This window comes from Methanobacterium formicicum DSM 3637, assembly GCF_000302455.1.
In the GTDB taxonomy this organism is placed as follows: domain Archaea; phylum Methanobacteriota; class Methanobacteria; order Methanobacteriales; family Methanobacteriaceae; genus Methanobacterium; species Methanobacterium formicicum_A.
Genome location: NZ_AMPO01000015.1, coordinates 1 through 23,773 on the forward strand (window position 1 = coordinate 1; position 23,773 = coordinate 23,773).

A 23,773-nucleotide genomic window follows, 5' to 3' on the forward strand; every position below is an offset into this window, starting at 1 on the left:
CTTCGGCCGAGTTGTTTAGTCTGCGGTTTCCAACGTCCGATGGCATTAATTTCAGTGCACCTCTATTGTATGCGTTTTTTGTATGCTGGAGTTGTTGTTCTAGTCAGGTGTATTCAGTTAGGGTGAAAGTGTGCGTGCATTACATACTTTTATGCATGATGTGATGTCTTGTGTAGTAAGTATTCTTTAATTCATTTATCCATTTCATATGTTCATATTGGTTCGGCGGCCATAGCGGAGGGGCCATACCTGGTCTCGTTTCGATCCCAGAAGTGAAGTCCTCCTGCGTTTTGTTGTTGTACTGTGGACGAGAGTCTATGGGAAGCTCATAACGCTGCCGGCCATTCATATTTATCTAAGCATAAAATGTTTTATTTATTTGGCATAGAGTTTTTTACAGTATATTAGGTAGTTGATTTCCATTTTTTGGATTTTGATTATTTTTTTTATCTTAGATTGTTCTATGTTTGTGTGTGTGTTTTATGTTTAACCCCATTCGTCCCCTCATTTATTGTGAGGGGATCCCCCCTTTATGTTGACCCCTCCCTTTGTGGAGGGATCACCCCCCTCCCCTTCACCTATGGTGGAGGGGAACCCCCCTCTTATTGTTGTTATTTAATAAAATTCTTTAAATATAATATTCACCCCTTTATTAATCCCCTTTCTATTTATGAAAGGGGATTTACCCCCCTACAGATTCATGTTTAACCCCCGTCCCTTCCACTCCCTTTTTGTGGAGGGGACACCCCCCTCTTAACTTATTCTCTCACTAGATGGATTATTCTCTCACTAGATGGATTTTCTCACCTAGATTGATGTGATTAAACATAATCAGATTTTTCTGGATGTTTACATTATTTATTTAAATCAGTTTATTTTCCTTGAATTCCTCTAATATTTATCATAAATATATGTTAATCATTAATTTCACAAAACACATCATTATATTAAAAAATATTCAAAAAAGATAAATCAAATGTAATTATTTGGCAAACAATTTCATTATAAAACATATGGATATAAAGGATTAATTACATATCCAAATAAGTTCAATGTCATATCTTTATAGACTTGTGCCTACGGTCCTCCTACAAGCTTAGGCGACGCCTGCAATGAATAGGAGAAACCCAGCACTGGACAGACTGCCTGCTACGAGGGTTGCTCATGTAGGGTTAAGGGTTAGCCACCGATGATCATGTCGTGTTAGTCAGCAGGCAAAATTCCATTTTTATAGACTTAGTTAATATCTAATAAAATTTACAATACTCTCATTAAATCAATCATCAACAATTATTCTGATTTTTTATCCTTTCAATCATCACAATGATCATTTTTTAAGTATTTTTTAAAAAGCCTCTATTTTTTTAAACTTTCTCAGTATTTCTAAACTTTTCTCGGTTTTTTAAGCTTTTCTATTATTTCTAAACAGTCCTTCCCTTTGGGAAGAATAATAGTCCCTTCATCTTCATCTCCCAACTCAAGAAAACAATCATTAATATAAAAAAATCCAGTTAAGGCTGCAATTGCTGCATCCAGTTCATGTTCAGTGGGGTTTGGAGGAAGATGAAAACAGTTTTCCAAATCTTTTTCCAGATTTTCCCAATTCAACATCTTCCCAGCTGTGCGTGGATGGGTTTCCTTAAGTTGAAATTTACCTGAAAGAGTACTGGCCAGACCAACACCCCTCAAGGTGAGCATCTTCATTCCAGTAAATGTCAAAGGTAGAACTGAACCGTAACGACGTATTTCACGTTCTGATTGGCGGAAATGACCTCCAACTGCACATTCACATTCCTTTTCCAGACAGCAGCGCCCTTTTGGTAATGATAAAGGGGCATCAATTACAATTAAAGAAGGCTGTACCCTGTCAATTGTTCCTAAAATTTCCTCATCTGTGTACAGTGTACCCATATCCATCTCATACCCTCTACTTTCATCTGCATTTAAAATGCATATCCCAGTGGGATTATCCACCTTGCCAGCTAGATCTATGCCCATAATTTTCATAGTTTTAAATTCCTGCTCTTATATTGGGGAGTGGTGTGTTTTCCTTATTGCATGGGTATATGTTCCTAGGATTATTTTAGATTGTGTAGTATGATTCGATATGTTTACAATTTATCCCTCAATTTTTATTCTTCTAATCTAATTTTCATTCCTTCAAAAATTTTTCTTTAATAAATTTTAATATAATTATATAGTTTTTTAATTACAAAAATAACAGTAAATCTGACTAAAAAGAATTCCTGGCATTAACTTAGAGGTTGGTTTACAGATGAATAAAACACTACTAATCATAATTATCCTGATGGTACTGGTAGCTGCAGCGGGGGTTTTCTACCAGCAACAATCAGAAAACAGGCAGAAAAGTAAACTGGTTGCACTGGTGGATCAGGCAGTAGAGCTTATAGAATCACAGGGGGAAGCAGGGTTCCCAGAGCTTCGTAGTTCTTCCTGGGTTCATAATGACAGTTATGTTTTTGTGTGGAGATTAGATGGTGTCCGAGTAGTTTACCCTCCAGATCCAAGTGGTGAAGGTAAAAACATGACAGATCTACTGGACTCCCAGGGAAAACCCATAGGAAAACTATTTATCCAAACTGCAGAGAATGGAAATGGTTGGGTAGATTACATGTGGCCTAAACCAGGGGAAAAAACACCTTCCCTGAAGGTAACCTACATAAAAAGAGCACAATACCAGAATCAAACTTATCTGGTGGGTTCAGGGGTTTATATTTAATTTTATTATTATTAAAACCCTTATTCCCATTGATTATTTCCTTTATCCCTTAATTTATTTTAGAATTTCCTGAAAGTCTAATTATCCTCCTGTTAAATTCAACATTCTCCCTTTCCATGGGGGAATTCAAACTAAAACCTTTACTGCAAAACTAAAATCGTTCCAGCATCTTCCCGTAGATATCCTTCAACTTTCCATCTGATCTCTGGTAAACCATTCTTAAAATCAGTTCTGGGGTACTTCTGGCAAAATAGTTCATCCGGGGGGTACGATCCACAATCAGGTTATACTCCTCATCCAGTCCCTGGGCTTCAATACCATCCACCCTTACATCGGTGTTTTTAAGTATCTCCCTGGCCATGTGGGTTACAATAATTGCAAATGATTTGGAATCCTGTATAAAGGTTATGAAGCTTGAAATTATTTTCACTGCAGCTTCAAGTTCAGTTATGGCTTCCAGCTCATCTAAAAGAATCAATTTCTCTTCCTCACGAACCACAATTGGCATGAACGTGCTCAGGAATGATTCAAAAGCCCCTGCATCCAGTGAACGCTTTTTACTGAAGAAGTAGATTTCATCAACCAGTTTAACCCTGGCTTGTCTGGCGCATACTGGTAGTCCCATCTGGCTCATGATACTGATCTGAGCCAGAGTCTCCAGGAGGGTGGTTTTACCTCCACTGTTGGCTCCAGTGAGGAGAACCACATTATCCGGAGATTCCAGTGAGTAGTTGATCCTCTGCACACGGGAAGGATCTTCCAGTGCTAAATTCAGGTGTAATCCTTCTTCGAAACTGAATCCGTCACTCACCAGGGGTGGGTGCAGATCATAGTAGTAGGCGAAACATCCCAGGGCGAACTTGTAATCAAATTCAAGCACTTCCTGGATTTCGGCCTCAACATCCCCTTTGAGCATTTGGAGCTTGGATGCAACATTAACCCTTTCTTCAAAGGCTTTAACCTCTTTTTTACCCATTTCATGTTTTTTAACTCTTTCCAGTTCCTGTTCATCTATTTCCAGGGGGTACTTCTGGATAAAAGGATCAAAACTCACACCAGTATTATCCTTAATTTCTTTGACTGCTTCTTTAAGAATTTCATCAAAGATTTCCTGAATTTTCGGTGACATGCCCTTATTTAGAAGGTCCAGAACTTCTTGACCCGACAGGTCAACTTTCTTTATGGCCTCTTCCAATTGTTTATCTGCTTTATCCTTGGCCTGGTTCACAGCACTGTCAAATATTTTTTCATCAACAGCGGAAGTTTTTATAGAGTCCATTATCTTCAATACATCCCTCAAAACAGAGGGATGGCCCAGTATTTCTCTGATTTTTAGAATATTCTCCAGAAGAACCTGATTGTCCTGATAATAGGATAAAACTGTTTCTGGAATAATTTCCAGATCTTCTGCATCGCAGTTGACCATGGCCAGGTTGGGTGCATCATCCAGTTCCAGAACACCATCCCGGTAAACGTAAACTACCAGTTCGAATTCATCCAGACTGCCTACTTCCTGGATATTGAGTATCTGGGCGCGCTGATTAAGTTCACGGTCCATTAAACTAACATAATCCTCTCGTGATTCCACCAATATGGCCTTGGATGTGTCATATTTTGGTTTGGATGTCCTGCTGAAGTTCACATTTTTAAAAAGAGCTTTAAGATCATCCCTGGGGAGGCTGGCTACTTTTTCTTTAGCTTCCATGACCATTTTAAGATTTTCCTGAATTGTCTCCGGGTTTTTACCCGGACTCAGAAGTAGAACCCGATTTTTAGCATATTCTGTGTTGGCATACTGTACTATGCACTGAATTATTTCTTCATAGATTTGCACGGCTCTTTCAGTTTTCAGAAATTCTTCAGTGGGATTACCCAGAACCGCATTGATGATCTCCACTGCACGGCGCTGGCTAACTCCTTCCATACTTGCCAGCCGATACACCTCATAGTTACTGGCAGCCCTGAGAAATTCATCCTGGCTCCCAAAATGATTAATGATCTTGGAGGCTAACTTATCACCAATGCCTTTGATATCACGTAAATCCAATATACCACCGTACTTTTACAATCAATTACAATAAACCTTTTAATTATAAACCTTTTTATTAACATGATATTTGTACTTGACTAAACTTTCAATGATGTCTTTCTTGATGTCAACTACCGTTCAGATATAAAGATTGTTTAAATAGTTTATAACATCTCCTAAAAACGAGTAAATTGCGTTGATAGGGGACAATCTATTTGATAGAGGTACAATCTATACATGTAGGTAATACTGTAATTGGATTAATAGTGTAAGGGAGATACTGTTGGTAAAATAGTTTGAGGACCATATATTATTATCCTGATTATTATTAATAATACTTTGTGCAATTTTAAAGGTGTGAAGACTTTGTGCAAAAGATAAATTTTAAAGGTGCGAAGAAGATAATATGACACAGAAATAACAATCAAAAATTTTGATAAATGTTTTTTTAAGTTAAGGAATGGTTTCTAATGGAATTAGTTGTCTACATATTGATTCTTCTCTTCACTGGCGCATTTGTAGGATTTGCTTCGGGTCTACTGGGGATTGGTGGTGGTTTTATTATGGTGCCAGTTCAGTTCTTCCTGCTCACTGCCCTGGGTTCTGATCCTGACACCGCCCTCAGAGTGGCATTTGCCACCAGTCTGGCTGTGATTTTACCAACCGCCCTAAGTGGGGCCCTGGGGCACTGGCGCCGCGGAGCAGTTATGGTTGTCCCTGCAATCCTCCTGGGACTAACTGGATTAGTGGGTGGTATTTTTGGTGCAGGAATATCCAGTTACACTCCTGCTGCAATATTAAGTTTTATATTTGGGTTACTGGCACTGGGTAGTGCCTTGTGGATGTTAATGTCACGATATCCGGATATAAACGAAAAACCATCAAACTCCAAAGAGTCCTACCTTTTCTGGGGGTTTTTGGGAGGTTTTTCCTCAGGACTCCTGGGGATTGGTGGTGGAGTGGTCATGGTACCGTTACTGAACATTCTCCTGAAATTCCCAATTCACAAGGCCATCGGAACATCCACTGCATTTATTATATTCGCGTCCATCGGTGGAATCATAACCTACATCTTCACAGGTATGAACGCCACTGGTTTACCTCCCTACTCAGTGGGATATGTTAGTTTAATACAGTTCGTGGCTTTAGCAGGTACCAGTATTCCAATGGCCCGAGTTGGAGTTAGAGCTGCCCATAAACTACCGGATAAAGAGTTAAAATATCTATTTGCAGCCCTTTTAATTTACATTGCTTTGAAGATGATGGGAGTATTTCAATGGCTGAATTTACCTCTTTAATGTGGGATTCACAATCCAATTAAGGATCATCATGCACACCCCTCAGGAAGTTCCCAGTGGTAATTCCTCCATTGGATATCTTTTTAACCTGGTTTTTGAGGGAATTTAACTTAGTCTTCAGCTTCGGGTCATGGGCTATGGTTAAATCCAGTGCTTTTTGGTAGAGTGATACTGTGGTGTGAGCATAATCTGCGGGTTTATTCCGGGAATCAATAACCAGACTGTTGAAACCCATTCCCTTGAGTTGATGGATGTGATCAACAAGGCATAGTTCCACTGAATTTGAGATATGGGTCCGGCACTCAGCATCAATTTCAACCGGAAATATCCTGTTTTTAAAATCTTTTATTCCTAAAAATGAGTAAGGTGAATCTTTAAAGTTTTTAACAATATCTTTATCTTTAAGCCCACATAGAAGACAGTCTTCACTCACCAAAGCCTCTAAATTTCCCTGAACTAAAAATTCCAGTTGACAATAAGCATCATAATTTTTTATCTGTGAAACCACCATTTTCAACTCTTTCTGGGATAGTTCCGGAGATAGGGTAATGCTTTTCAAAACAGGTTTAATTTTGGAATACTCATCTTTGGAATACTCATCTTTGGAATACTCATCTTTGGAATACTCATCTTTGGAATACTCATCTTTGGAATACTCATCTTTGGAATACTCATCTTCAGAAGGCTCGTTTTTGAATGGTTCCTCTTTGGAACATAGTTCACTTGCAGCCATATGGTTCCAGATGTTTAAACCAGCAGAACCATGCATATTAATTGAACCAGGAGTGTTTTTTATGGCCCAAATGGCACCGGTACCACCAACCATCACTCCTTGGATTGTTTTTTCAGGTAAAATATTTAAAAGGTTTATTGCGCCTTTAATGAATTTTCTATTGGTAATTTCGGGCCATTTCCATACTAAACTGGAATTATATTCCTGGCAGAGATTTGCTGCTTCCATCAAAGACAGGCCCACCATTTCAAAATAAGTATCATAATCATTGCTATGTTTTAAGCAGGGAAGTGGGCCTTTAAATTTCTTATTACCTTCAATATCTATTTTTGGCTGGAAATAAATTCTTTTACAACCTGCTTGAAGAGCAGCTTTCATTGAAGAGATACAATCTACGTAGATGGCCAGATTAATTAATTTAAATGGTCTTTCCTCAGCTAAATCAGCAGGGGTCAAATTAGCTACGTTTACAGATTCTCTGGTAGAAACATCTTCATCCTTACTGTTATTCCCGGTGGGGGTTTCTAAGTTGACTTTTTTTAATTGAACCAGCTGGTTCTGTGTTAATTTAATTTCTTCTGATGATGGCCTACCAGTATCTAATATTTTTTCGGTAATTTTTTCCAGAATCTGTCTCCGAAGACGATTCAAATTACCAATGGATGTGAATAAATCTCCCGGATAATTCAGGGATATGTCCCGAATAATAAAGGGAGTGCCACCTGTTTTTTCTAACTGTTTTTTAATGGTCTCAGGGGATAATGGCCGGTTTATTGCCTTTTCCATTTCAAAATCTGCTTCAAAACTAATGTCAACGCTTTTTCCCCATGAGGGTGTTGCATTGACTCTGATTAGGGGAACCAGTTCTTTGTTCCAGGCCATATGAATATCCACAGGAATCCTGTTGGGTAACTGGGGGTTATTTACCATTTCATCAGCCCCATCAACCATGGATTTCCTACGGGTTATATAAACATTACTTCCTATTTCAACCCGTTTTCTGAGTTTTAACATTAAATTATCATTTTTCACACTGGGGGAATGTTCAAGGATAGTTCCCCATAATTTATGAGATTTTTCCCCATTTTGAGGTTGTTTAAAGAGAATTCCATCTCCTTTTTCAGGCTTAACTCTTGTTCTGGTTTTAATAATAGTTTCGTTACTGGTTTTATTGTAACTTGCCACCTTTCCCAGGTATAAACCTCTATTACCGGGATTACTTCTTCCCATCATTGAGTTGTAGGATGCACCCATCATCCATCCTTTGGTTAAACCCCGGTTAAAGGACATTTTAAGTTTTGAAATCTCAGCCTCCCTCACTCTCCATTTTCCCTTTGATATCAAATCCAGTGCATCCCGGTATATTTTAACTACACTGGCCACGTACTCGGGGGGCTTCATTCTACCCTCGATTTTTATAGAATCAATGGGTGCTGCTGATATCTGGTCTAGATGGGAATAAATTGCAAGATCCCTTGTTGAAAGAAGATAATGGTCCTTTAGGGGAATTTCTTCTCCCTCTTTGTATTTTCCGTATTTATCTACCTTTCCCTTAATTAACTGGTATTGTTTACGGCAGGGTTGGGCGCACATCCCGCGGTTACCACTTCTACCCCCTATAAATGATGAAAGGAAGCATTGGCCAGAATAAGAATAGCATATTGCCCCGTGGGCAAACACTTCCAGTTCTATTTTTTTTGGAAGCTGACTTGCGGTTTTTACAATGTCTTGTATGGACATTTCCCTGGCAAGAACCACCCTTTTAAAACCATTTTCTGCAGCCCAGTTCACACCCTGGGGATTGTGTATGGTCATTTGGGTAGAGCTGTGCAGGTTAAGATCCGGTACCAGTTGCCTGGCCAGTCTGGCCACACCCAGATCCTGCACAATGATGGCATCTGCTCCCAAACTGTAAAGCTTTAAAAGATTTTCACCCACCATGGGAAGTTCTGATTCCTTTATCAGGGTGTTTACAGTCACGTAAACTCTAACACCACGTAAATGAGCGTATTCTATGGCCTGTTCCATTTCGTTCAGACTAAAATTACGGGCAAATTGCCTGGCACCGAACCGCTTACCAGAAAGGTAAACAGCATCTGCTCCAGCATTGACACCAGCTTTCAGGGATTCGATAGAACCCGCCGGGGCTAAAAGTTCGGGTATATTGGTTTGAGACATGTGTCCTCGGGTAATGGAGTGGTTTAAATACGGGATAATTCAAATAACTGTTTATAATTAGTATTATTCCTTATACTATTGTATGGATAAAGGGTATAATAAAATTTTAATAATTGAAATATATAATAAGTAATCTCAGGTGAGCAGTATGGAAACAGAACAGCTTTTAAAAACCTTGAAGATAGTGGTAGTCCTGGCACTTATCATTGGAGTGATAGGGGCACTGTTTTACCTGGTTTACGGTTTCGCCATCCTATGGCAGGCAATGGCCGCAGGTATTATCACTGGATTTTTACTGATTCTGGTCATTATTTTTTTAGGTTTGGCTATTTATTTATGGCTGAAACTGGCACTCCTTAAAAGAGAACTTGGAAAATGCAGGGAAGAGCTAAAAATCGCCAGAAACTCCAAAAAAACTGATGATGAAAGTCAATAATTTAGGATATATTTGGGATAAACACATCAGTATCTTAAAGCAAATTGAGTTAGTTAATTAATTAGTTTCTTAATTGAATTAATTTAGGAAATAGAATTGATTTTGATAAATATAGAATTATTTAAATAAAACAGAATTGATTTAGTATGGAAAATTAGTAGAATAAATGAATTAGTTTAGAATTATAGTTAATCTCAAAATAAATAAGATAATCTCAAAATAACAATTTAGTTTAGCTATTAAATTTATGAAATTTACTCTCCTTAAACAGAATAGTCTTAATTAAACACCATTTTATATTGAAGGACCGATACAAATTCTTTAAATGAACATTTACTTTATGAGGATCGAGTGTTATCATGAACCCCTATCTGGAGATATTGCGACCTGGAAATGCAATCATGGCAGTAATTGCCATTTTTTTAATGGCAGTAATTAGTGGTAAATTCACATTAGAAGCCTTGATGGCTGCGGTAGTGGTGTTTGTAGTTACCGGGGCAGGAAACAGTATCAACGATTATTTTGATCATAAAATTGATGCAATAAACAAACCAGAACGGCCCATTCCTTCCGGACGAATTTCTCTAAAAACCGCGTTAATCTACTCGATTTCACTATTTGTCCTGGGAATAATCCTGGCATTCCTTATAAACTTGCTATTGGGTATAATTGCACTTTTAAGTTCTATTTTAATGATCTTTTATGCCCGTGATCTTAAAACAAAATGTTTAATTGGAAACCTGAGCATTTCATTTTTAACCGGGTTATGTTTTGTTTTTGGGGGCATAGCTGTGAATGAAATAGTAGTCTCTATTTATCTGGGTTTCTTTGCCTTCCTGATGACCATGGCCCGGGAGATCGTCAAGGACATGGAAGATGTGGAAGGGGATAAACTGGAGGGTGCTGCAACACTCCCCATACTCCACGGCATGAGAATTTCATCCATTCTGGCAGCAATCTTCATGATATTGGCTAGTGTGGGAAGTCCTTTGTTATATTTCATGGGTATTTTCAGCATCTTTTATTTACCAGTGCTGTGTTTGGCCATTGTAATCTTCCTGTATTGTGCCCTGTCCATATTAAAGGATCAATCCTCTGAAAATGCTGGTAAAGTCTCTAAAAGAATTAAATTAGGTATGACCATAACATTTGTGGCCTTTGCAGTGGGATCTCCATTTTTAGCAACACTACTGTAAATTAACATATTTTTATTTATTGCTCGTCATGTGCCTGTTTTAGTTTCTTTATATCCAGTTTATTCATCTGCATCATGGCTTGCATTACTCTCTGGGATTTTTCAGGGTCAGGGTCATTCATGAGCTCCTCTAAAACAGTGGGAACGATCTGCCATGACAGATTGTACTTATCTTTAACCCATCCTGGGCCCTGTTCTTCTCCCCCTTCGGATAACTTTTCCCATAACTCATCTACCTCTTCTTGTGTTTCACATTTAACGAAAAAGGATATGGCTGGTGTGAATGTGTATTGTGGGCCCCCGTTTAGTGCATAAAATTCCTGCCTTTCAAGCTGGAATGCCACGGACATTACACTCCCCTCTGGTGCAGGCCCTCCCTTTCCATAATGCATAATGTTTGTAACTTCCGAATTTTCAAATATAGATATATAAAAATTAGCTGCTTCCTCAGCTTTACCATCAAACCACAAAAATGGGGTTATTTTTTGCATATTCTCCCCTCCATATTTTTTTTAAGCATATGTGAATTTTAAACATTATTCATAGCATAATGTGGGCTTTAAACATATCAGTAGTATAATGTGGGGTTTAAACATATTAGTAGCATAAGATGTGTTTTGAACATATTATGGGGTGAATACGGGTTTTAAACAGATTCAAAGTATAATCCTGATTTAAATTGATTTGAAACATAATTTAAATTGTTTTGAACAATTTATACTCCCAATTGATTTTCTCTATTTTTGCATTGTTTTCAAAAGCTCATCGAGACGTTCGTAGGAGTCGTTGATCCCATATTCCATTCCTGACTGGATCATCCCGTCACGGTCCTCTATTGATTGAAAAACAGATTGAGACGTTAGTTTTGTCCTGTCACTGGCTATTTTTTCAAATTTTGTTGTATCAAGGAGCACATGTCCTGTTTCAGGGAGTCCTTCAAATTCAAATGTGCTGATGATCTTCTCAAAAGCTGTGACTTCGTGATTCACCCCATGAAATGCAAACTCATTGCCTTTTGGATCTTTTTGAATATACCTCCAGGAACCACCGCTTTTTGGTTCAAATGTTTCAAGAGTCATTGTGAGATCTCTTGGTCCCAGCCATTTTACGTAAAGCTCGGGGTCTGTGAATGCTTTAAAAACAAGCTCTCGCGGAGCATCAAACTCACGTATAATAATTAGCTCTTGCTTTCCAGGTTCGCTTATAATTTTGGCCTTTTTCATTTTTAAAATCCTCCTTATCCAAGATAAACTTAAAACCATGTATTCCAGATACCTAAATTTAAGCCCCGGTATTCCATATACTAAGCTTAAGACTCGGTATTCCAGATACTAAGTTTAAGACCAGGTATTCCAGATACTACTAAAACCCTGTATTCAATATACTGACTTTAAATCCCGTACTACTTTCATTGGCCATATTCATTCCAATTAGAGTTTAATCCATTGGGAAAATTTCTATTATGCCCAGTATATTCCCCTCAGTATCCTGGAAGGATCCGGTGTAACCCATATCTGGAATGGTCATTTTTTCAGTTATCATCTTCCCCCCGGACATTTCAATTTTCTTGGCAAATTCATCGTAGGAATCAACACTGATCACATCACTAACCATATTTCCAAACTCCTTTGGCTTTATGGCACCGTTGATACCGGGTTCATCTTCTTCTCCTGCTTCGACTAGCCAATAGTCAAATTCACCTTCCCATTTATCAATTTTCCATCCGAAAACTTCTTTATAGAAGTTTATGGCCCTTTCTGGATCATCTGCAGGTATTTCAAAATGTACTACTTTTGGCATAGTTACCCCTCCTTGTTTGAAAATATTTGATCCAATCATCCTAATTCTGCTTGTAACACTTTATTACACTTATATTTAAGATCAATAATAATTCTATCTGAACATTAATGGAAAAAAATAAAATTTGATAAAAAACCAATAATTTAAAGAAACAATATACGAGATGAGTTCTGGAATTTAAGATTATCCTCTCTTAATTGAATTAGGCAAAAATCTGAATAGTTTATGAATTAAAAAAGAATTAAAAGGTTTAGTATCCTTATTTTTTAGTTTTAAAGAATTTTACTCGATGATGTAGAGATAGATCTCCTCTTTTTTATCTACTTTAACTGGATTCCATCCTTTAAACTTCCACACATAGGATACAACACGAGTTCCAGGTTTAAGTTCTTCCTGGAGTTTATCCTTTAATTTTTCATTGGTTCTCCCCCACAGAAAGAGAACAACTACCGTAGCCGGGCTGAGATTCTGGTGGAATAAGTTCCCCCAGATAATCTTCACCTGATGCTGTAATCCCCATCTAATGATCTTTAGTCTGGACAGGATCACCCTTAAAGGATCAGCCTCCACTCCCACTCCCAGTGCATTGTAGTTCTGGGCAGCTTCAATTACTATTCTACCATCTCCTGATCCCAGATCGTAGACCACATCATCAGCATTTACTTCAGCCATGTTCAGCATCTTCTGAACCACCTTCCTGGATGATGGAGAATAAGCTGCTCCTATAGCCAGGGGCCAAAGCATAGAAAGCGCAATTATTATAATTAAAATGATTACTATGGAAATTACAGTGAATATTGTTATAACCAGGTCGAAACCCCCAAATATTTATCAGATGTATGTTTAATGGTTGATTTTAAATGGTTTTATTCATCTTTTTAACATTAATGATCCTCAATATGATGTTTAATAATGAATTAATCTCCTGTTACATTATCCCTGAGATATTATTCCTTCCTGCTTTCACATCCATGATACATTACTTAATTATGCTGTTCTATTAAATAAGATATAATTAATTGACTTAGATAAATTCAATAAGAATTATTCACTTAGACTAATTCAATAAGATCTATAATTCACTGGGGAAGGGTTTTTAATGGTTGAAAATAATCAGTTGAAAAACAAAATGAAGATTAAAATCGTTAAAAATGGCCCATATATTGTTTCCGGTGGTGTTCCTCTGTATGAGCAGATAATAATCACTGATGAAGCGGGTCACACTAAAGACTTAGTTGCTGAAAAAGAATTTCCTCTGCAGGATACTTATACTCTCTGTCGGTGTGGGAAATCTAAGAATAAACCCTACTGTGATGGCACACATAATGATACTGATTTTGATGGTACTGAAACTGCCAGTAGAAAACCTTATACTGAAAAGGCTGAGATATTTGAAGGCCCTGAGCTCAGGTTAACCGATGCACATGAATTCTGTGACCATTCCCGTTTCTGCATGAGGTCAGGGGGGATCAGGAATTTAATCGAGAAATCAGATGATCCTGAAGCCAAACAAACCGCAATTGAAGAAGCCATGATATGCCCATCTGGTAGATTGGTATTGTGGGATATAAAAACAGGGAAACCATTTGAAAAGGACTTTGAACCATCTATTGTACTGGTCCGTGATGAACAGAAGAAATGCCAGGGACCAATCTGGGTGAGGGGTGGAATACCTATAGAATCTGCTGATGGAACCATGTATGAGTCCCGTAACCGGATCACGCTCTGTCGCTGTGGTAAATCTGAGAACAAACCTTACTGTGATGGAAGTCACTGGATGAATGCCCAGCAGAAATTAAAATTCAGAAAGAAATGGGGATTGGACGATCCTAAATAAAATGGGCTGGTTGATCCTAAATAAATAAAGGGTAATTATGAATAGATGTGGAAACCCGGATTAGATGGTAATTAGGAATTAGTTGGGAACTTGATTACATGGTAATTAGGAATTTGGAAAAACCGATAAATGTAATTATGGATCAGTAGCTGGAGTCTGGAATTAATGTTAATTATGAATTAAAGGGGTTCTAAGTAGTAAATTAAAGCCATGATTCTTAATCATCCAACCATGGTGTTTTAAAAAAATTGTACCAGCTTTCCAGGGTTTCAGTATTGTAAATATTCAGTTCCCCCAGTATGTCCCGGGCAAATTCCACAGAAGCTATCCCATTGGCAGTGATCAACCCATTACTGGAAACAGAAGGCTGGTTAAGATAAAGTTCACTGCCCGGATATTCTCCAATTAAATTTTTAAGGTATTTGCTACCGTTACTGGTATGAGATTTGTTTTCAACCAATCCATGGCGGGCTAAAAAGACGGTAGGTCCACATATGGCGGCAACTGGTATTTTCAGACCAATGAATTTCCTTACCACCGGGACCAGGTCCATTACTGGATCACTTTCCCACATTTCTCCCCCGGGTAATATTAAAATCGCTGCATCCGTGTAGTTAATCTCATTAAGGGTGCAATCAGGCACTATGGAAATTCCACCCATGGTGACTGCAACCTCTCTTTTGAAACCAACAGTTTTAACTTGATACTCATTGGATTTGTTTATTTCAGCCACTGCCAGACCCGGTTCCCAGTCAGATAAACCATCAAATACCAGTAAATAAGCAGTTTTCATGATTTAAACCTCGATACTTGCTATAAATTACAAATAATTCTTTTTATATGGTTTTCATGATATGATTTTATTTTTGCAGTATGATATCTAGTTTTACAATTTAATCTCTATTTTTAACATCTGATCTTTGGTTTTACTATCTAATTTTTATTATTACAATTAATCTTATTTTTGAAGTGTAATCTTTATAAAATCATTTATAAAATCAGAACAAGTAGAACTTATAAGATACTTCAAAATAGAGTACTTCAAAATAATTCTAGATATCTATCTAACTAAATTCCTATCTTTACTTAAATCTAACGTGGTGTGTGAGTGAATCGCTTCTGGGGATATCTGTGTGCAATAATGGTAGCATTGCTCTTTGGGGTCTGGTTCTCCTTAGATAAAATACTACTGGGTTATTTACATCCCCTGGCCCTGGCAGCAATGGTTTACCTCCTGGCAAGTGCACTGCTATTTTTAATAAGAATTTCACCCTTACACCCTTATATACTGGAAATCATTCACCGTGAAAGCAAGGTTGAAATTCATATTTCACGAAGAAATTACCTTACACTATTCTTAACCGCACTTTTTGGTGCGGTTATTGCCCCTGCACTATATTTAACTGGTTTAAACCAGATAACCGCAGTTAACGCTGCTCTTTTAACTAATGTTGAAATACTGTTCATCATTATTCTGGGCATATTTTTCCTGAAAGAGCGTGTTAAAACCAAAGATATACTTGGATTTGCTTTTCTGATGGTGGGAGCAATTTTTTTGAGTACCAATAACTTGCAGAATATATCATTTGACCAGAATTTAATGGGGAGCCTCCTGGTGGTTTTAGCATCCTTCTTTTGGGCTATGGACACGACTTTAACCAAATTTTTAAGCAATAAACGAGACATATTCTTTCTTACAGGTCTTAAATGTGGAATTGGGGGGTCAATACTTTTTATAATAAGTATTTTCCTTGGATTAAGTTTCCAACTCCCCTTAAACATGATTCCGTTATTGCTTTTAATTGGATGGGGTTGCATGAGCTTTGCAATAATTTTGATCTACATTGCAATACGTGAAATAGGATCAACCCGCACCGGATCCATTTTCTCCACCAGCGCCATATTTGGGGCCATAACTGCTTTTATTATTTTAGGAGAACCTTTAAAGGACACTCAACTCCTATTTGGTATTTTAATGTTTGTGGGCATACTTATCCTCTATCATAAAGGGAATACGGATTAAGCACCTTTACCATAATGGAGGTACTGATTTAGTATCTTCATCACCATGGGGTACTGGTTGAGTATCTTCATCACCATGGGGTACTGGTTGAGTATCTTCATCACCATGGGGTACTGGTTGAGTATCTTTATCATATGAAATGTTTAGCCTAGATAGGGAAATTAAGCATCTTACTATTATTAGGGATAATGATTGGACAAAGAATAAGGTTTAATCAATAACTAAAAACTAATAGATGAAATATTGAATTGACATTAGATTTGTTAATCTAAAATGAATTTTAAATCAAGGTAAATATTAGAGGGGATCATGTTTTCGGAAATAATTAACAGCTTGGAATCATTTATCATGGTTAACGTGTCCTGGACAGTTTTTTTAGGCTGCATCCTGGAACAGATAATTGTGCCCATTCCAGCTAGTTTAATAGTTGTAAGTTCAACCTTCATCCTTCTGAAGGGAACTAGCTTTTCAATAGCTGCACTGGGGACTTTAATTGTCAAAATTGTGATCCCTGCTTCTTTGGGGATTACTTTAGGTTCATTTGTTTATTATATTCTGGCATATAAACTGGGAAAACCTTTCATAGAACGAACCAGTAAATATCTTGGAGTTTCTGTTAAAGATGTGGAAGATGTGGAAAAGAAGTTCAAAGAGAGTCGCTATGATGATATATTCATGTTCCTGGCCCGTTGTTTTCCAGTAATCCCCAGCATAGCCATCAATCTTTTCTGTGGTCTAATTCGGTACGACCTAAAAAAATATATTATCACCACGTTCATGGGTTCTGCAGTCCAGATATTGGGATGGGGACTGCTGGCATGGTTCTTTGGAAACATTTACCAGGTGTTAGAAGACAAAATATCCTATATAGGTAATATTATCACTGTAATTATTGTGTTAGTGGTTATATATTTCATAATCATGAAAAAGCGCGAAAAAAAATAATAAAATCCGGAATGAACATCCGCTTTACATTACAAAATTGTTTTTAAGAATAATGGTAATTTGTTATTTTTTTTAAATTGAGTTGGGGGTAATTTGGTAGAAATTGGTAGAAAGTTTGGAATAAATATTTAAACAATCTTCATAAAACAATAGCTGTGGAATTGTTAATTGGAAAAATTCGGAAATTCAAAATGGATTAAAGATGAATGTCCTGAATAAAATCTAATGGTCACGGTAATATCACCTCATAAAATATGTTTAGGGATTTGAGATTGTAAAAAAATCCCATCCCAATTTTTTTTGAGGATTATAAACTGTAAAAATATCTTAAAATCAGGAGTGGATAGTTTGATTAAAGAAATCGTGAAATGGAGACCAATTATAATCGGAATTGTCTTAGTGATAACACTTTATGTGATTTCAGATTTGATTTCAAGTGTAAGCATACTGTTGCCCTCATTTTTACTGGCCGGACTTATAGTTGGATTCATGATCAATGAAAGTGAAAAAAATGGGGCCATCAATGGGGCCATTTTAGGATTAATTGGTGGATTAATAGTCAATGTCTTTTTAATAATCTATTATTACTCCTTAGGATACGGAGATTACATAAGCAGTATACTACTCTACTCTGTCATGAATTTAATCCTTCAAATAGTAGTGGCAGCAGTTGGAGGAGTCTTAGGATCCTTAATAAAGGCAGAATCTGTTAAAAACAGGCCAGTTGAAGAGATTGAAGAGTAAAAATAAATAATTATTTTTCTCTTTTTTTTGGCCAATGATTTAATCTATTTTTTTGTAAGTAATCCGTTCCATATTCCCATTTCTCTTAGTAACTCCCATTTCTCTTAGTAACAATTTGAGTAATTATTGGGAATATTAGGTTTTTTTAAATTAGATTTATTAATGAGTTTACCTTTTAGTTGAGTTAACCTATTATTGGTGGATTCACTAAATATTAATGGTAAGATGATAAATTCATACAAAACAATTAACTCATTTTTTAATGGTTTCCAACCATTCAATTGCTTCATCAGCTATTTCCTGGGAAATATCTTCAATCCAGTCCTGTTCGCTCCAGGTGCAAACATCTTCCTCTTCAATATCTCCCACCATGTCTTCCACCCGATCCTGGTCAGTGTACTCTCCGATAACTGATTCGCAAAAATTGAACTCTTTATCATGATTATCGAATAGAACTTCCCAGCTTCCTGCATCCCTGATCTCCCAGTACCAGTAGTAATTTTTAATCATTTCTTTTCCAGGGGTTTGTTCATCAAATGATTCCTCTTCTTCATAACCAACAATGAGAACTTTATTTTCTAAATAGATATGTTTTTCCCACACATCCTTTCCGATCTGTGCCCTTTCCAGTTCTGTTTCTTCTATTCGTTCTACCAGTTTGTCTTTTTTGATCATTTTCTATAACCCCAACAAGACCTTCTGTTAACATGAACTATTCGTAAATAAATTTCTAAATAATGAAAGATTCTCTGATTAAATTATGGTAAGAATTACACTTATTATTATGTGCAGAATTGAATTATTTACAGAACTATTTTTTACAGATTTAATATGGGAGCAATCACCCCAATCTGAATCCTGATTATACCCGTTTGTTTAAACTTTAAAAAATTTTATTCCTCTTTTAATCGTAGGAACTCTGTTAATCTGCATAAAATAACGAAAAACGACTATATATTGATAATACCCATAATTTATTATATCATTAACATAAATAAAAATATTAAAGATCTTTATGTAAGGTGGGTGTAAAATGAAAGTTAGTGACTTTATTGGAATGAAGGTAATCGATATTGAAGCCAAGGAAGTAGGGAAAGTAGAAGACCTGGCTGTCACAATAAAAGAATGTTTAGTTGAACAGATATTCATATCCACTGGATCTACTCTCAGTAAAAAATTTTTTGCTGTTAAAGAGAACGATGTAGCGGCTATAGGAGATTATGTTCAGTTAAAATTTAATGGGGAAACACTGGAGAATAAGGTCAAAGTGGACAAGCTTGATGATCTTGCTCCCAAGGAATCAAGATTCAAAAATTTGGAGGGAAAGGTGGTTCTTGCCAAGGAAGGTATGGAAATAGGTAAAATTCAGGACATGGTTATTAACCCCTCAGAATGCCTCATTAACAATGTAATCATCTCCATGGGCGGAACCTTCAACCGGAAACAGTTCCTGATCTCCAGCGATGATATTGCAGAAATTGGGGACTACATGATACTAAAGCTTTCCAAAGAACAGATTGAACAAATGGCTGTGGATTAAAACTCCCACTATTCTTTTTTTTATCATATACCTTTTATTTTTCTTGTGACTGTAAAGTTATTGGTGTTGATTTTTTTACCCGGTTTTAGATGTCTACTTTTTAATTTAGATAGCTTTGTATTCCTTATGGTTTTAAATTTTGGACTAAGCTAAAGATATGAATAAGATTGTAAAAAACAGGATAAACTTAAGGATATGCGAATTTCAGTTCTTCCATGTTAGTTAATCACCTTATTCTCTTGTTCTGAACCTCAAGATATCAAAACCCATCATAATTGCATTAAAATCATGAAAAACATCTACTGGAAGTTTTAAAACGATCTCATTGTCAACATACTCTATTTCAGGTGATTTATTGAGTTTAATACTATTATTATCAGCGTATATGTACTGAACGTGCCCATTCTTGGCCATTACATCCACTCGTTTAAAATCTTTTCCATTGTAAATGCGAAAATGGTAATTTATAATCAGATCCCTATTCGTTGCATTAGCAGCATCTATAATTATATAAACACTCTGGTTATCATGTAAAACAGCCCGTACTTCTGGTTCGTTGTCTTCTTGAGCAGCATGTGAATTATTATTCTTCAGTAAATATTCTGATGAGGAAAAAGCGGTTGTATTATTAGATAAAATTTTTTCATATGTTATAAAGTTGTATGATTTGTGAAATGAGATTAATCCATCTGTTTTATTGTCTGGAATTTGATCATTACTGTTTGAAATTGTATATGGTGATAAAACTGTATCATTTAAGGAATATATCGTTACATTAATTTTTTCTATTTTTAATGGGGGGTCAACGGCAAATAACTCATTAGATCTGATGAAAGATTTCAAGTATCCGCAGCTACCAGTTAATTGACTTTGATATGAGTCTATCGCTTTATATTTAGTATCAATTTCAGTTTGGTCCAATGGTAATACTAGCCACTGTTCATTTGTATCTAAATTTGAGGGGGGCAACAGACTCAGTTTAGGACTAAATAAAAGAGGAGAAGGCCAATTTGATCCACTGTGAACAATGTAGGTGTAATTCATACCACTATAATTAGTTTCCAATGCTGCATACCTTACAAAATTACCAGTTGCCCAGTGATCAGGGTGTTTATCTTCACTATCTGGATAAAGAATAATGTTTGGATGGAAATCAGTCATGATCTGTTCCAAATTCTGATTCACATTCTCACCAGAATAAGAAACATTAGGCTGGTAAGTAAAGTTATATATGGAATGATTCAACTTATTGAAGGCGTTATTACTTTGATAAGGGTTTTTAGAGTCCCAATTATCTTGCCACATGGATCTAAGACCGCCATCAGGATAACCCAAAAAAATAACGTTGCTCTGGTTGAGCCCTATTTTATTTAAAGCATTTAGAACTTCCATATGCCTTATGTTGGGTAAAGTTTCCGTGCGGTTTTTATCTTCAATTTTTTTCAGGTAATCTGAAAATTCCTTCCTACTGTCCGAGGCGCTGCCATCAGTCATGACCACCACTTCAACTGTGGCGTTTTTTTCCAAGGTTCTTTTAATCAATCCTGCTGCTGCTACAGATTCATCATCCGCATGTGGGGCAATAATTAAAATACGATCAGAAGAATGGATTTCAGGGAAATCACTGTAGTCTGTTGTTCCATCTGTGGAAAAAGACATATAAAATAAAAAAACAAAGGATAAAATAATGAATAACAATAAAAGGGGCACTAACTTACTAAAATTGAATTTAGGATCTCTAAAGCCCATGACAGCTTACTACTCCCTATTATTATATGAAGAAGTGTATTTTGATTGAATATTCCAGATTAGTACTATACTGCCTATAAGTATTTACTACTTTTATATTTAAAATTATTTAAATGATATTAAATAAGATTTAAATGAATATAATAACTATTTTATTGATATGTATTAATTGGGGCTGGTAGCTCAGGTGGGAGAGCGTTGCCTTCGCAAGGCAGAGGCCGCGGGTTCAAATCCCGCCCAGTCCATTTTTAGTTTGAAAAAATCAGCAATAAATTTATCCTAATTTTTTATCTTAAGTCAATTTTTATCAATTTTTCCAATCAATTTTTCCATATTTTGATTCATATCCATATTTTTATTTTAATATCAATATTTTTTATCCAGATCATCTAAAATTGTATGGATATCCTCTTTTACTTCTTCAATGCTTCCTGCGGTGTTGATAATATGCCAGTTATGGGCCAATTGCAGGGCTTTTTTCCTCACCTTAATCAGGTCATCCCGGTTTTCAAACATTTCCTCATCATTCCTGGTTGACATTCTTTGGAGTGACTCGTCGGGTTCCAGATCCAGAAAGAACATGTATCCAGATGTGGGAAGGATCAGGGTAAAGAACCAGTAAAGAAGCCTGGCCAGTGGAAGTGGAAGGTAGGCTACTCCCATTAAATAACGAACCATGATAACGTTATCTGCTTTACCATCATATTTTTTAACCGAACGGATAACATCCATGGCATAATAAGTTGATGCTTTGATTTTGTTGATCTTTCCCCTGCCTAAAAGAGCTTTTTTGGCCTTTTGACCGTAAGAATTATCTAAAGAGGGATGTTCCCTGAGGATAACACTTTCGCCTTTACTAAGATATTTATCTTGTATTAATCTGGCCTGGGTACTCTTCCCTGACCCGTCAAGTCCATCAATGATAATAAAGCGCATATTCTCTCCAGGAGTATAAAAATTATAAAGTCAGTAAAATGTAGGTTATAACCGCTGAAAAACAGGCTGTGATGTTATCCAGGCCTTTTGGTGTTATTGCTTCGAATACTGTGGCTACCAGTGCCACACTCACAATTACCATTGGTTGAATGGGTACAGCATAATAAGCTAAAACTATCCCTACGGTACATATGAGCACTAAAAACATGGTCAGGGAACCTTCCAAACTTTTGGTGTCCCCGGTAAGATTGTATTTTATCTTACCATACTTCATACCCACCAATGAAGCCATTCCATCTCCATAAGACATGGCAGCTATGCCCACACCTATAATCCATGGTTGGTCAAAGAAAATGAGCGCTAGAACAGTCCAGGAGATGGCATAATATACCAGACCCAGACCATGGCCTGAACCAGATATTCTATCTTTTATCTTTAATGGAGAATAGGGGCTTATAAGAAAGGTTAAGAGAATGAAAGGAGCAGCTGCCAGAAAGGCCATTACCCATCGGGATTGGAAGAGGGGTAATATGAATAAAACATTACCCACCATGATGTGCAGGAACTTTCGACTGAAATTTGGATGCTTTTTAAGCACCCTCTCTGAAATCACCAGTATAAGTATCACATATGCATAAACAAGTATTAAACCTATGATGTCGCCGTTATCCATAAATCTTAGTACTTCCTCCCTATATAAGAGAATTTGGATTTTTAATTGTGGTAATGGTATTAAAGATTGACTAACTCTGAATCAACTCTTATGCTAACATGTCTCGACTTATAAGTTAAGTTATGTTAAGGACTTTTTATGCATATTTTTGTGCAGATGAATATTGAATGAGCTGGGAATTCTATGGAATGAGCTGGGAATTGTATTAAAACTAGAGAATTTGCCAAACTTTATTAGTTATTTAGGGGATAGGAAAGGTTATGTACATCTGTTTAGAGGGAATTGATGGCTCAGGAAAATCCACACAACTGGAATGCCTGGGAAAATGGCTTGAAAAATGTGGTCTTAGCGTAACCCGTATCAGAGAACCTACTGATTCACCAGTGGGTCGTCTCATCCGGAAAATGCTCCAGGACCCTGGGGCCCAGGATGAAGGATTCCAAAGGACATTAGCACTCCTTTTTGCTGCTGATAGAACTCTTCTCATGGATACTATCTGTAAAGAAGAAAAAATGAACCGAATTGTGCTCAGTGACCGTTCATTCTACTCCAGCCTGGCTTATCAGAATAGTGAAGAGTGGATTGCCCAGATAAATCAACACGCCCTGGAACCGGATCTGGTGATACTTCTGGATCTTGAAATTGAAACTGCACTCACCCGATGTGAGGGTACCGACAGCTTTGAAGAGGCAAATTTCCTGGAAAGTGTCCGCCAAAAATACCTTAAACTGGCCCAACAGCATGGGTTCATGGTAGTTAATGCAGGCAATGGTGTGAACAAGGTGCACAGTGATATAAAAAGAATTGTGGCCCCCAAGCTGGGTATGTGTATATAATTAGATGATATTCCAGTTAGATGATTTTTTAGGGGTTTAAATAATCATGATTTTGGAAGTTTCTGAGTTTGGATAGTTATT

The 23,773-nt window shown here is 36.8% G+C and carries 23 protein-coding genes, 1 tRNA gene and 1 rRNA gene; 12 read left to right on the top strand and 13 right to left on the bottom strand.

Annotated elements, in window-relative coordinates:
- Positions 1 to 221: 221 nt before the first annotated feature.
- Positions 222 to 343, top strand: a 5S ribosomal RNA gene (rrf, locus tag A994_RS12585).
- Between the two features lie 1,040 nt (positions 344 to 1,383).
- Here rrf and A994_RS12590 read toward each other — a convergent pair.
- Positions 1,384 to 1,998 carry a DUF429 domain-containing protein gene (locus tag A994_RS12590; protein WP_237739758.1) on the bottom strand — a complete coding sequence of 205 codons (615 nt, stop codon included), beginning with the start codon at positions 1,996 to 1,998 and terminating at the stop codon, positions 1,384 to 1,386.
- Positions 1,999 to 2,275: 277 nt separating this feature from the next.
- Here A994_RS12590 and A994_RS12595 point away from each other — a divergent pair, with 277 nt between their 5' ends.
- Positions 2,276 to 2,740: a cache domain-containing protein gene (locus A994_RS12595; RefSeq protein ID WP_004032051.1), complete on the top strand. Its 465-nt coding sequence runs from the start codon at positions 2,276 to 2,278 to the stop codon at positions 2,738 to 2,740.
- Between the two features lie 151 nt (positions 2,741 to 2,891).
- On the opposite strand, the gene A994_RS12600 is transcribed toward A994_RS12595, so the two are convergent.
- Positions 2,892 to 4,787 carry a MutS-related protein gene (locus tag A994_RS12600; protein WP_004032052.1) on the bottom strand — a complete coding sequence of 632 codons (1,896 nt, stop codon included), beginning with the start codon at positions 4,785 to 4,787 and terminating at the stop codon, positions 2,892 to 2,894.
- 452 nt (positions 4,788 to 5,239) lie between these two features.
- Between A994_RS12600 and A994_RS12605 the strand changes: the two genes are divergently transcribed.
- A complete protein-coding gene (locus A994_RS12605; RefSeq protein ID WP_004032053.1) occupies positions 5,240 to 6,067 on the top strand; it encodes a sulfite exporter TauE/SafE family protein in 828 nt (275 codons plus the stop codon).
- 19 nt (positions 6,068 to 6,086) lie between these two features.
- Here A994_RS12605 and A994_RS13680 read toward each other — a convergent pair whose 3' ends face one another.
- Positions 6,087 to 8,978: a U32 family peptidase gene (locus A994_RS13680; RefSeq protein ID WP_004032054.1), complete on the bottom strand. Its 2,892-nt coding sequence runs from the start codon at positions 8,976 to 8,978 to the stop codon at positions 6,087 to 6,089.
- Between the two features lie 148 nt (positions 8,979 to 9,126).
- Between A994_RS13680 and A994_RS12615 the strand changes: the two genes are divergently transcribed.
- Together A994_RS12615 and A994_RS12620 are read left to right on the top strand one after the other, a co-directional pair.
- The gene (locus A994_RS12615; RefSeq protein ID WP_004032055.1) at positions 9,127 to 9,414 is read left to right on the top strand and encodes a hypothetical protein; all 288 of its coding nucleotides are present in this window, start codon (positions 9,127 to 9,129) and stop codon (positions 9,412 to 9,414) included.
- A 359-nt stretch (positions 9,415 to 9,773) separates the two neighbouring features.
- A complete protein-coding gene (locus A994_RS12620; protein ID WP_004032056.1) occupies positions 9,774 to 10,610 on the top strand; it encodes a UbiA family prenyltransferase in 837 nt (278 codons plus the stop codon).
- Positions 10,611 to 10,626: 16 nt separating this feature from the next.
- Here the strand turns inward: A994_RS12620 and A994_RS12625 are convergent, their stop codons facing one another.
- The 4 genes from A994_RS12625 to A994_RS12640 form a co-directional block, all read right to left on the bottom strand.
- Positions 10,627 to 11,100, bottom strand: coding sequence for a VOC family protein (locus A994_RS12625; protein WP_004032057.1), 474 nt, complete (start codon positions 11,098 to 11,100; stop codon positions 10,627 to 10,629).
- A 246-nt stretch (positions 11,101 to 11,346) separates the two neighbouring features.
- A complete protein-coding gene (locus A994_RS12630; RefSeq protein WP_004032058.1) occupies positions 11,347 to 11,832 on the bottom strand; it encodes an SRPBCC family protein in 486 nt (161 codons plus the stop codon).
- A gap of 214 nt (positions 11,833 to 12,046) precedes the next feature.
- Positions 12,047 to 12,409 carry a VOC family protein gene (locus A994_RS12635; protein WP_004032059.1) on the bottom strand — a complete coding sequence of 121 codons (363 nt, stop codon included), beginning with the start codon at positions 12,407 to 12,409 and terminating at the stop codon, positions 12,047 to 12,049.
- Positions 12,410 to 12,691: 282 nt separating this feature from the next.
- A complete protein-coding gene (locus A994_RS12640; RefSeq protein ID WP_048204285.1) occupies positions 12,692 to 13,153 on the bottom strand; it encodes a class I SAM-dependent methyltransferase in 462 nt (153 codons plus the stop codon).
- Between the two features lie 355 nt (positions 13,154 to 13,508).
- On the opposite strand from A994_RS12640, the gene A994_RS12645 reads away from it, so the two are divergent.
- Positions 13,509 to 14,246: a CDGSH iron-sulfur domain-containing protein gene (locus tag A994_RS12645; protein ID WP_004032061.1), complete on the top strand. Its 738-nt coding sequence runs from the start codon at positions 13,509 to 13,511 to the stop codon at positions 14,244 to 14,246.
- Between the two features lie 217 nt (positions 14,247 to 14,463).
- Here A994_RS12645 and A994_RS12650 read toward each other — a convergent pair whose 3' ends face one another.
- A complete protein-coding gene (locus A994_RS12650; protein WP_004032062.1) occupies positions 14,464 to 15,039 on the bottom strand; it encodes a DJ-1/PfpI family protein in 576 nt (191 codons plus the stop codon).
- 315 nt (positions 15,040 to 15,354) lie between these two features.
- On the opposite strand from A994_RS12650, the gene A994_RS12655 reads away from it, so the two are divergent.
- Positions 15,355 to 16,269, top strand: a complete 915-nt coding sequence (locus tag A994_RS12655) for a DMT family transporter (RefSeq protein ID WP_081580351.1) — start codon at positions 15,355 to 15,357, stop codon at positions 16,267 to 16,269.
- Here A994_RS12655 and A994_RS13325 read toward each other — a convergent pair.
- The gene (locus tag A994_RS13325; RefSeq protein WP_157787285.1) at positions 16,266 to 16,403 is read right to left on the bottom strand and encodes a hypothetical protein; all 138 of its coding nucleotides are present in this window, start codon (positions 16,401 to 16,403) and stop codon (positions 16,266 to 16,268) included. The genes A994_RS12655 and A994_RS13325 overlap by 4 nt on opposite strands.
- A 175-nt stretch (positions 16,404 to 16,578) precedes the next feature.
- On the opposite strand from A994_RS13325, the gene A994_RS12660 reads away from it, so the two are divergent.
- Positions 16,579 to 17,214, top strand: coding sequence for a DedA family protein (locus A994_RS12660; protein WP_004032064.1), 636 nt, complete (start codon positions 16,579 to 16,581; stop codon positions 17,212 to 17,214).
- Between the two features lie 339 nt (positions 17,215 to 17,553).
- Complete coding sequence (locus A994_RS12665; RefSeq protein WP_237739759.1) at positions 17,554 to 17,958, top strand: DUF5518 domain-containing protein; 405 nt, start codon at positions 17,554 to 17,556, stop codon at positions 17,956 to 17,958.
- A 252-nt stretch (positions 17,959 to 18,210) separates the two neighbouring features.
- Here the strand turns inward: A994_RS12665 and A994_RS12670 are convergent, their stop codons facing one another.
- Positions 18,211 to 18,633, bottom strand: a complete 423-nt coding sequence (locus A994_RS12670; protein WP_004032067.1) for a hypothetical protein — start codon at positions 18,631 to 18,633, stop codon at positions 18,211 to 18,213.
- Positions 18,634 to 18,991: 358 nt separating this feature from the next.
- On the opposite strand from A994_RS12670, the gene A994_RS12675 reads away from it, so the two are divergent.
- Positions 18,992 to 19,498, top strand: coding sequence for a PRC-barrel domain-containing protein (locus A994_RS12675; protein WP_004032068.1), 507 nt, complete (start codon positions 18,992 to 18,994; stop codon positions 19,496 to 19,498).
- A 231-nt stretch (positions 19,499 to 19,729) separates the two neighbouring features.
- On the opposite strand, the gene A994_RS12680 is transcribed toward A994_RS12675, so the two are convergent.
- Positions 19,730 to 21,247, bottom strand: a complete 1,518-nt coding sequence (locus A994_RS12680; RefSeq protein ID WP_004032069.1) for a PIG-L deacetylase family protein — start codon at positions 21,245 to 21,247, stop codon at positions 19,730 to 19,732.
- A gap of 172 nt (positions 21,248 to 21,419) precedes the next feature.
- On the opposite strand from A994_RS12680, the gene A994_RS12685 reads away from it, so the two are divergent.
- Positions 21,420 to 21,492: transfer RNA gene (locus tag A994_RS12685), tRNA-Ala, on the top strand.
- Positions 21,493 to 21,613: 121 nt separating this feature from the next.
- Here A994_RS12685 and A994_RS12690 read toward each other — a convergent pair.
- Entirely contained in the window at positions 21,614 to 22,183 is a 570-nt protein-coding gene (locus A994_RS12690) for a nucleoside/nucleotide kinase family protein (protein ID WP_004032070.1), read from the bottom strand.
- Between the two features lie 22 nt (positions 22,184 to 22,205).
- Positions 22,206 to 22,856 carry a diacylglycerol/polyprenol kinase family protein gene (locus A994_RS12695; protein ID WP_004032071.1) on the bottom strand — a complete coding sequence of 217 codons (651 nt, stop codon included), beginning with the start codon at positions 22,854 to 22,856 and terminating at the stop codon, positions 22,206 to 22,208.
- A 260-nt stretch (positions 22,857 to 23,116) separates the two neighbouring features.
- Here A994_RS12695 and tmk point away from each other — a divergent pair, with 260 nt between their 5' ends.
- Positions 23,117 to 23,692 carry a dTMP kinase gene (gene tmk / locus A994_RS12700; RefSeq protein WP_004032072.1) on the top strand — a complete coding sequence of 192 codons (576 nt, stop codon included), beginning with the start codon at positions 23,117 to 23,119 and terminating at the stop codon, positions 23,690 to 23,692.
- Positions 23,693 to 23,773 lie beyond the last annotated feature (81 nt).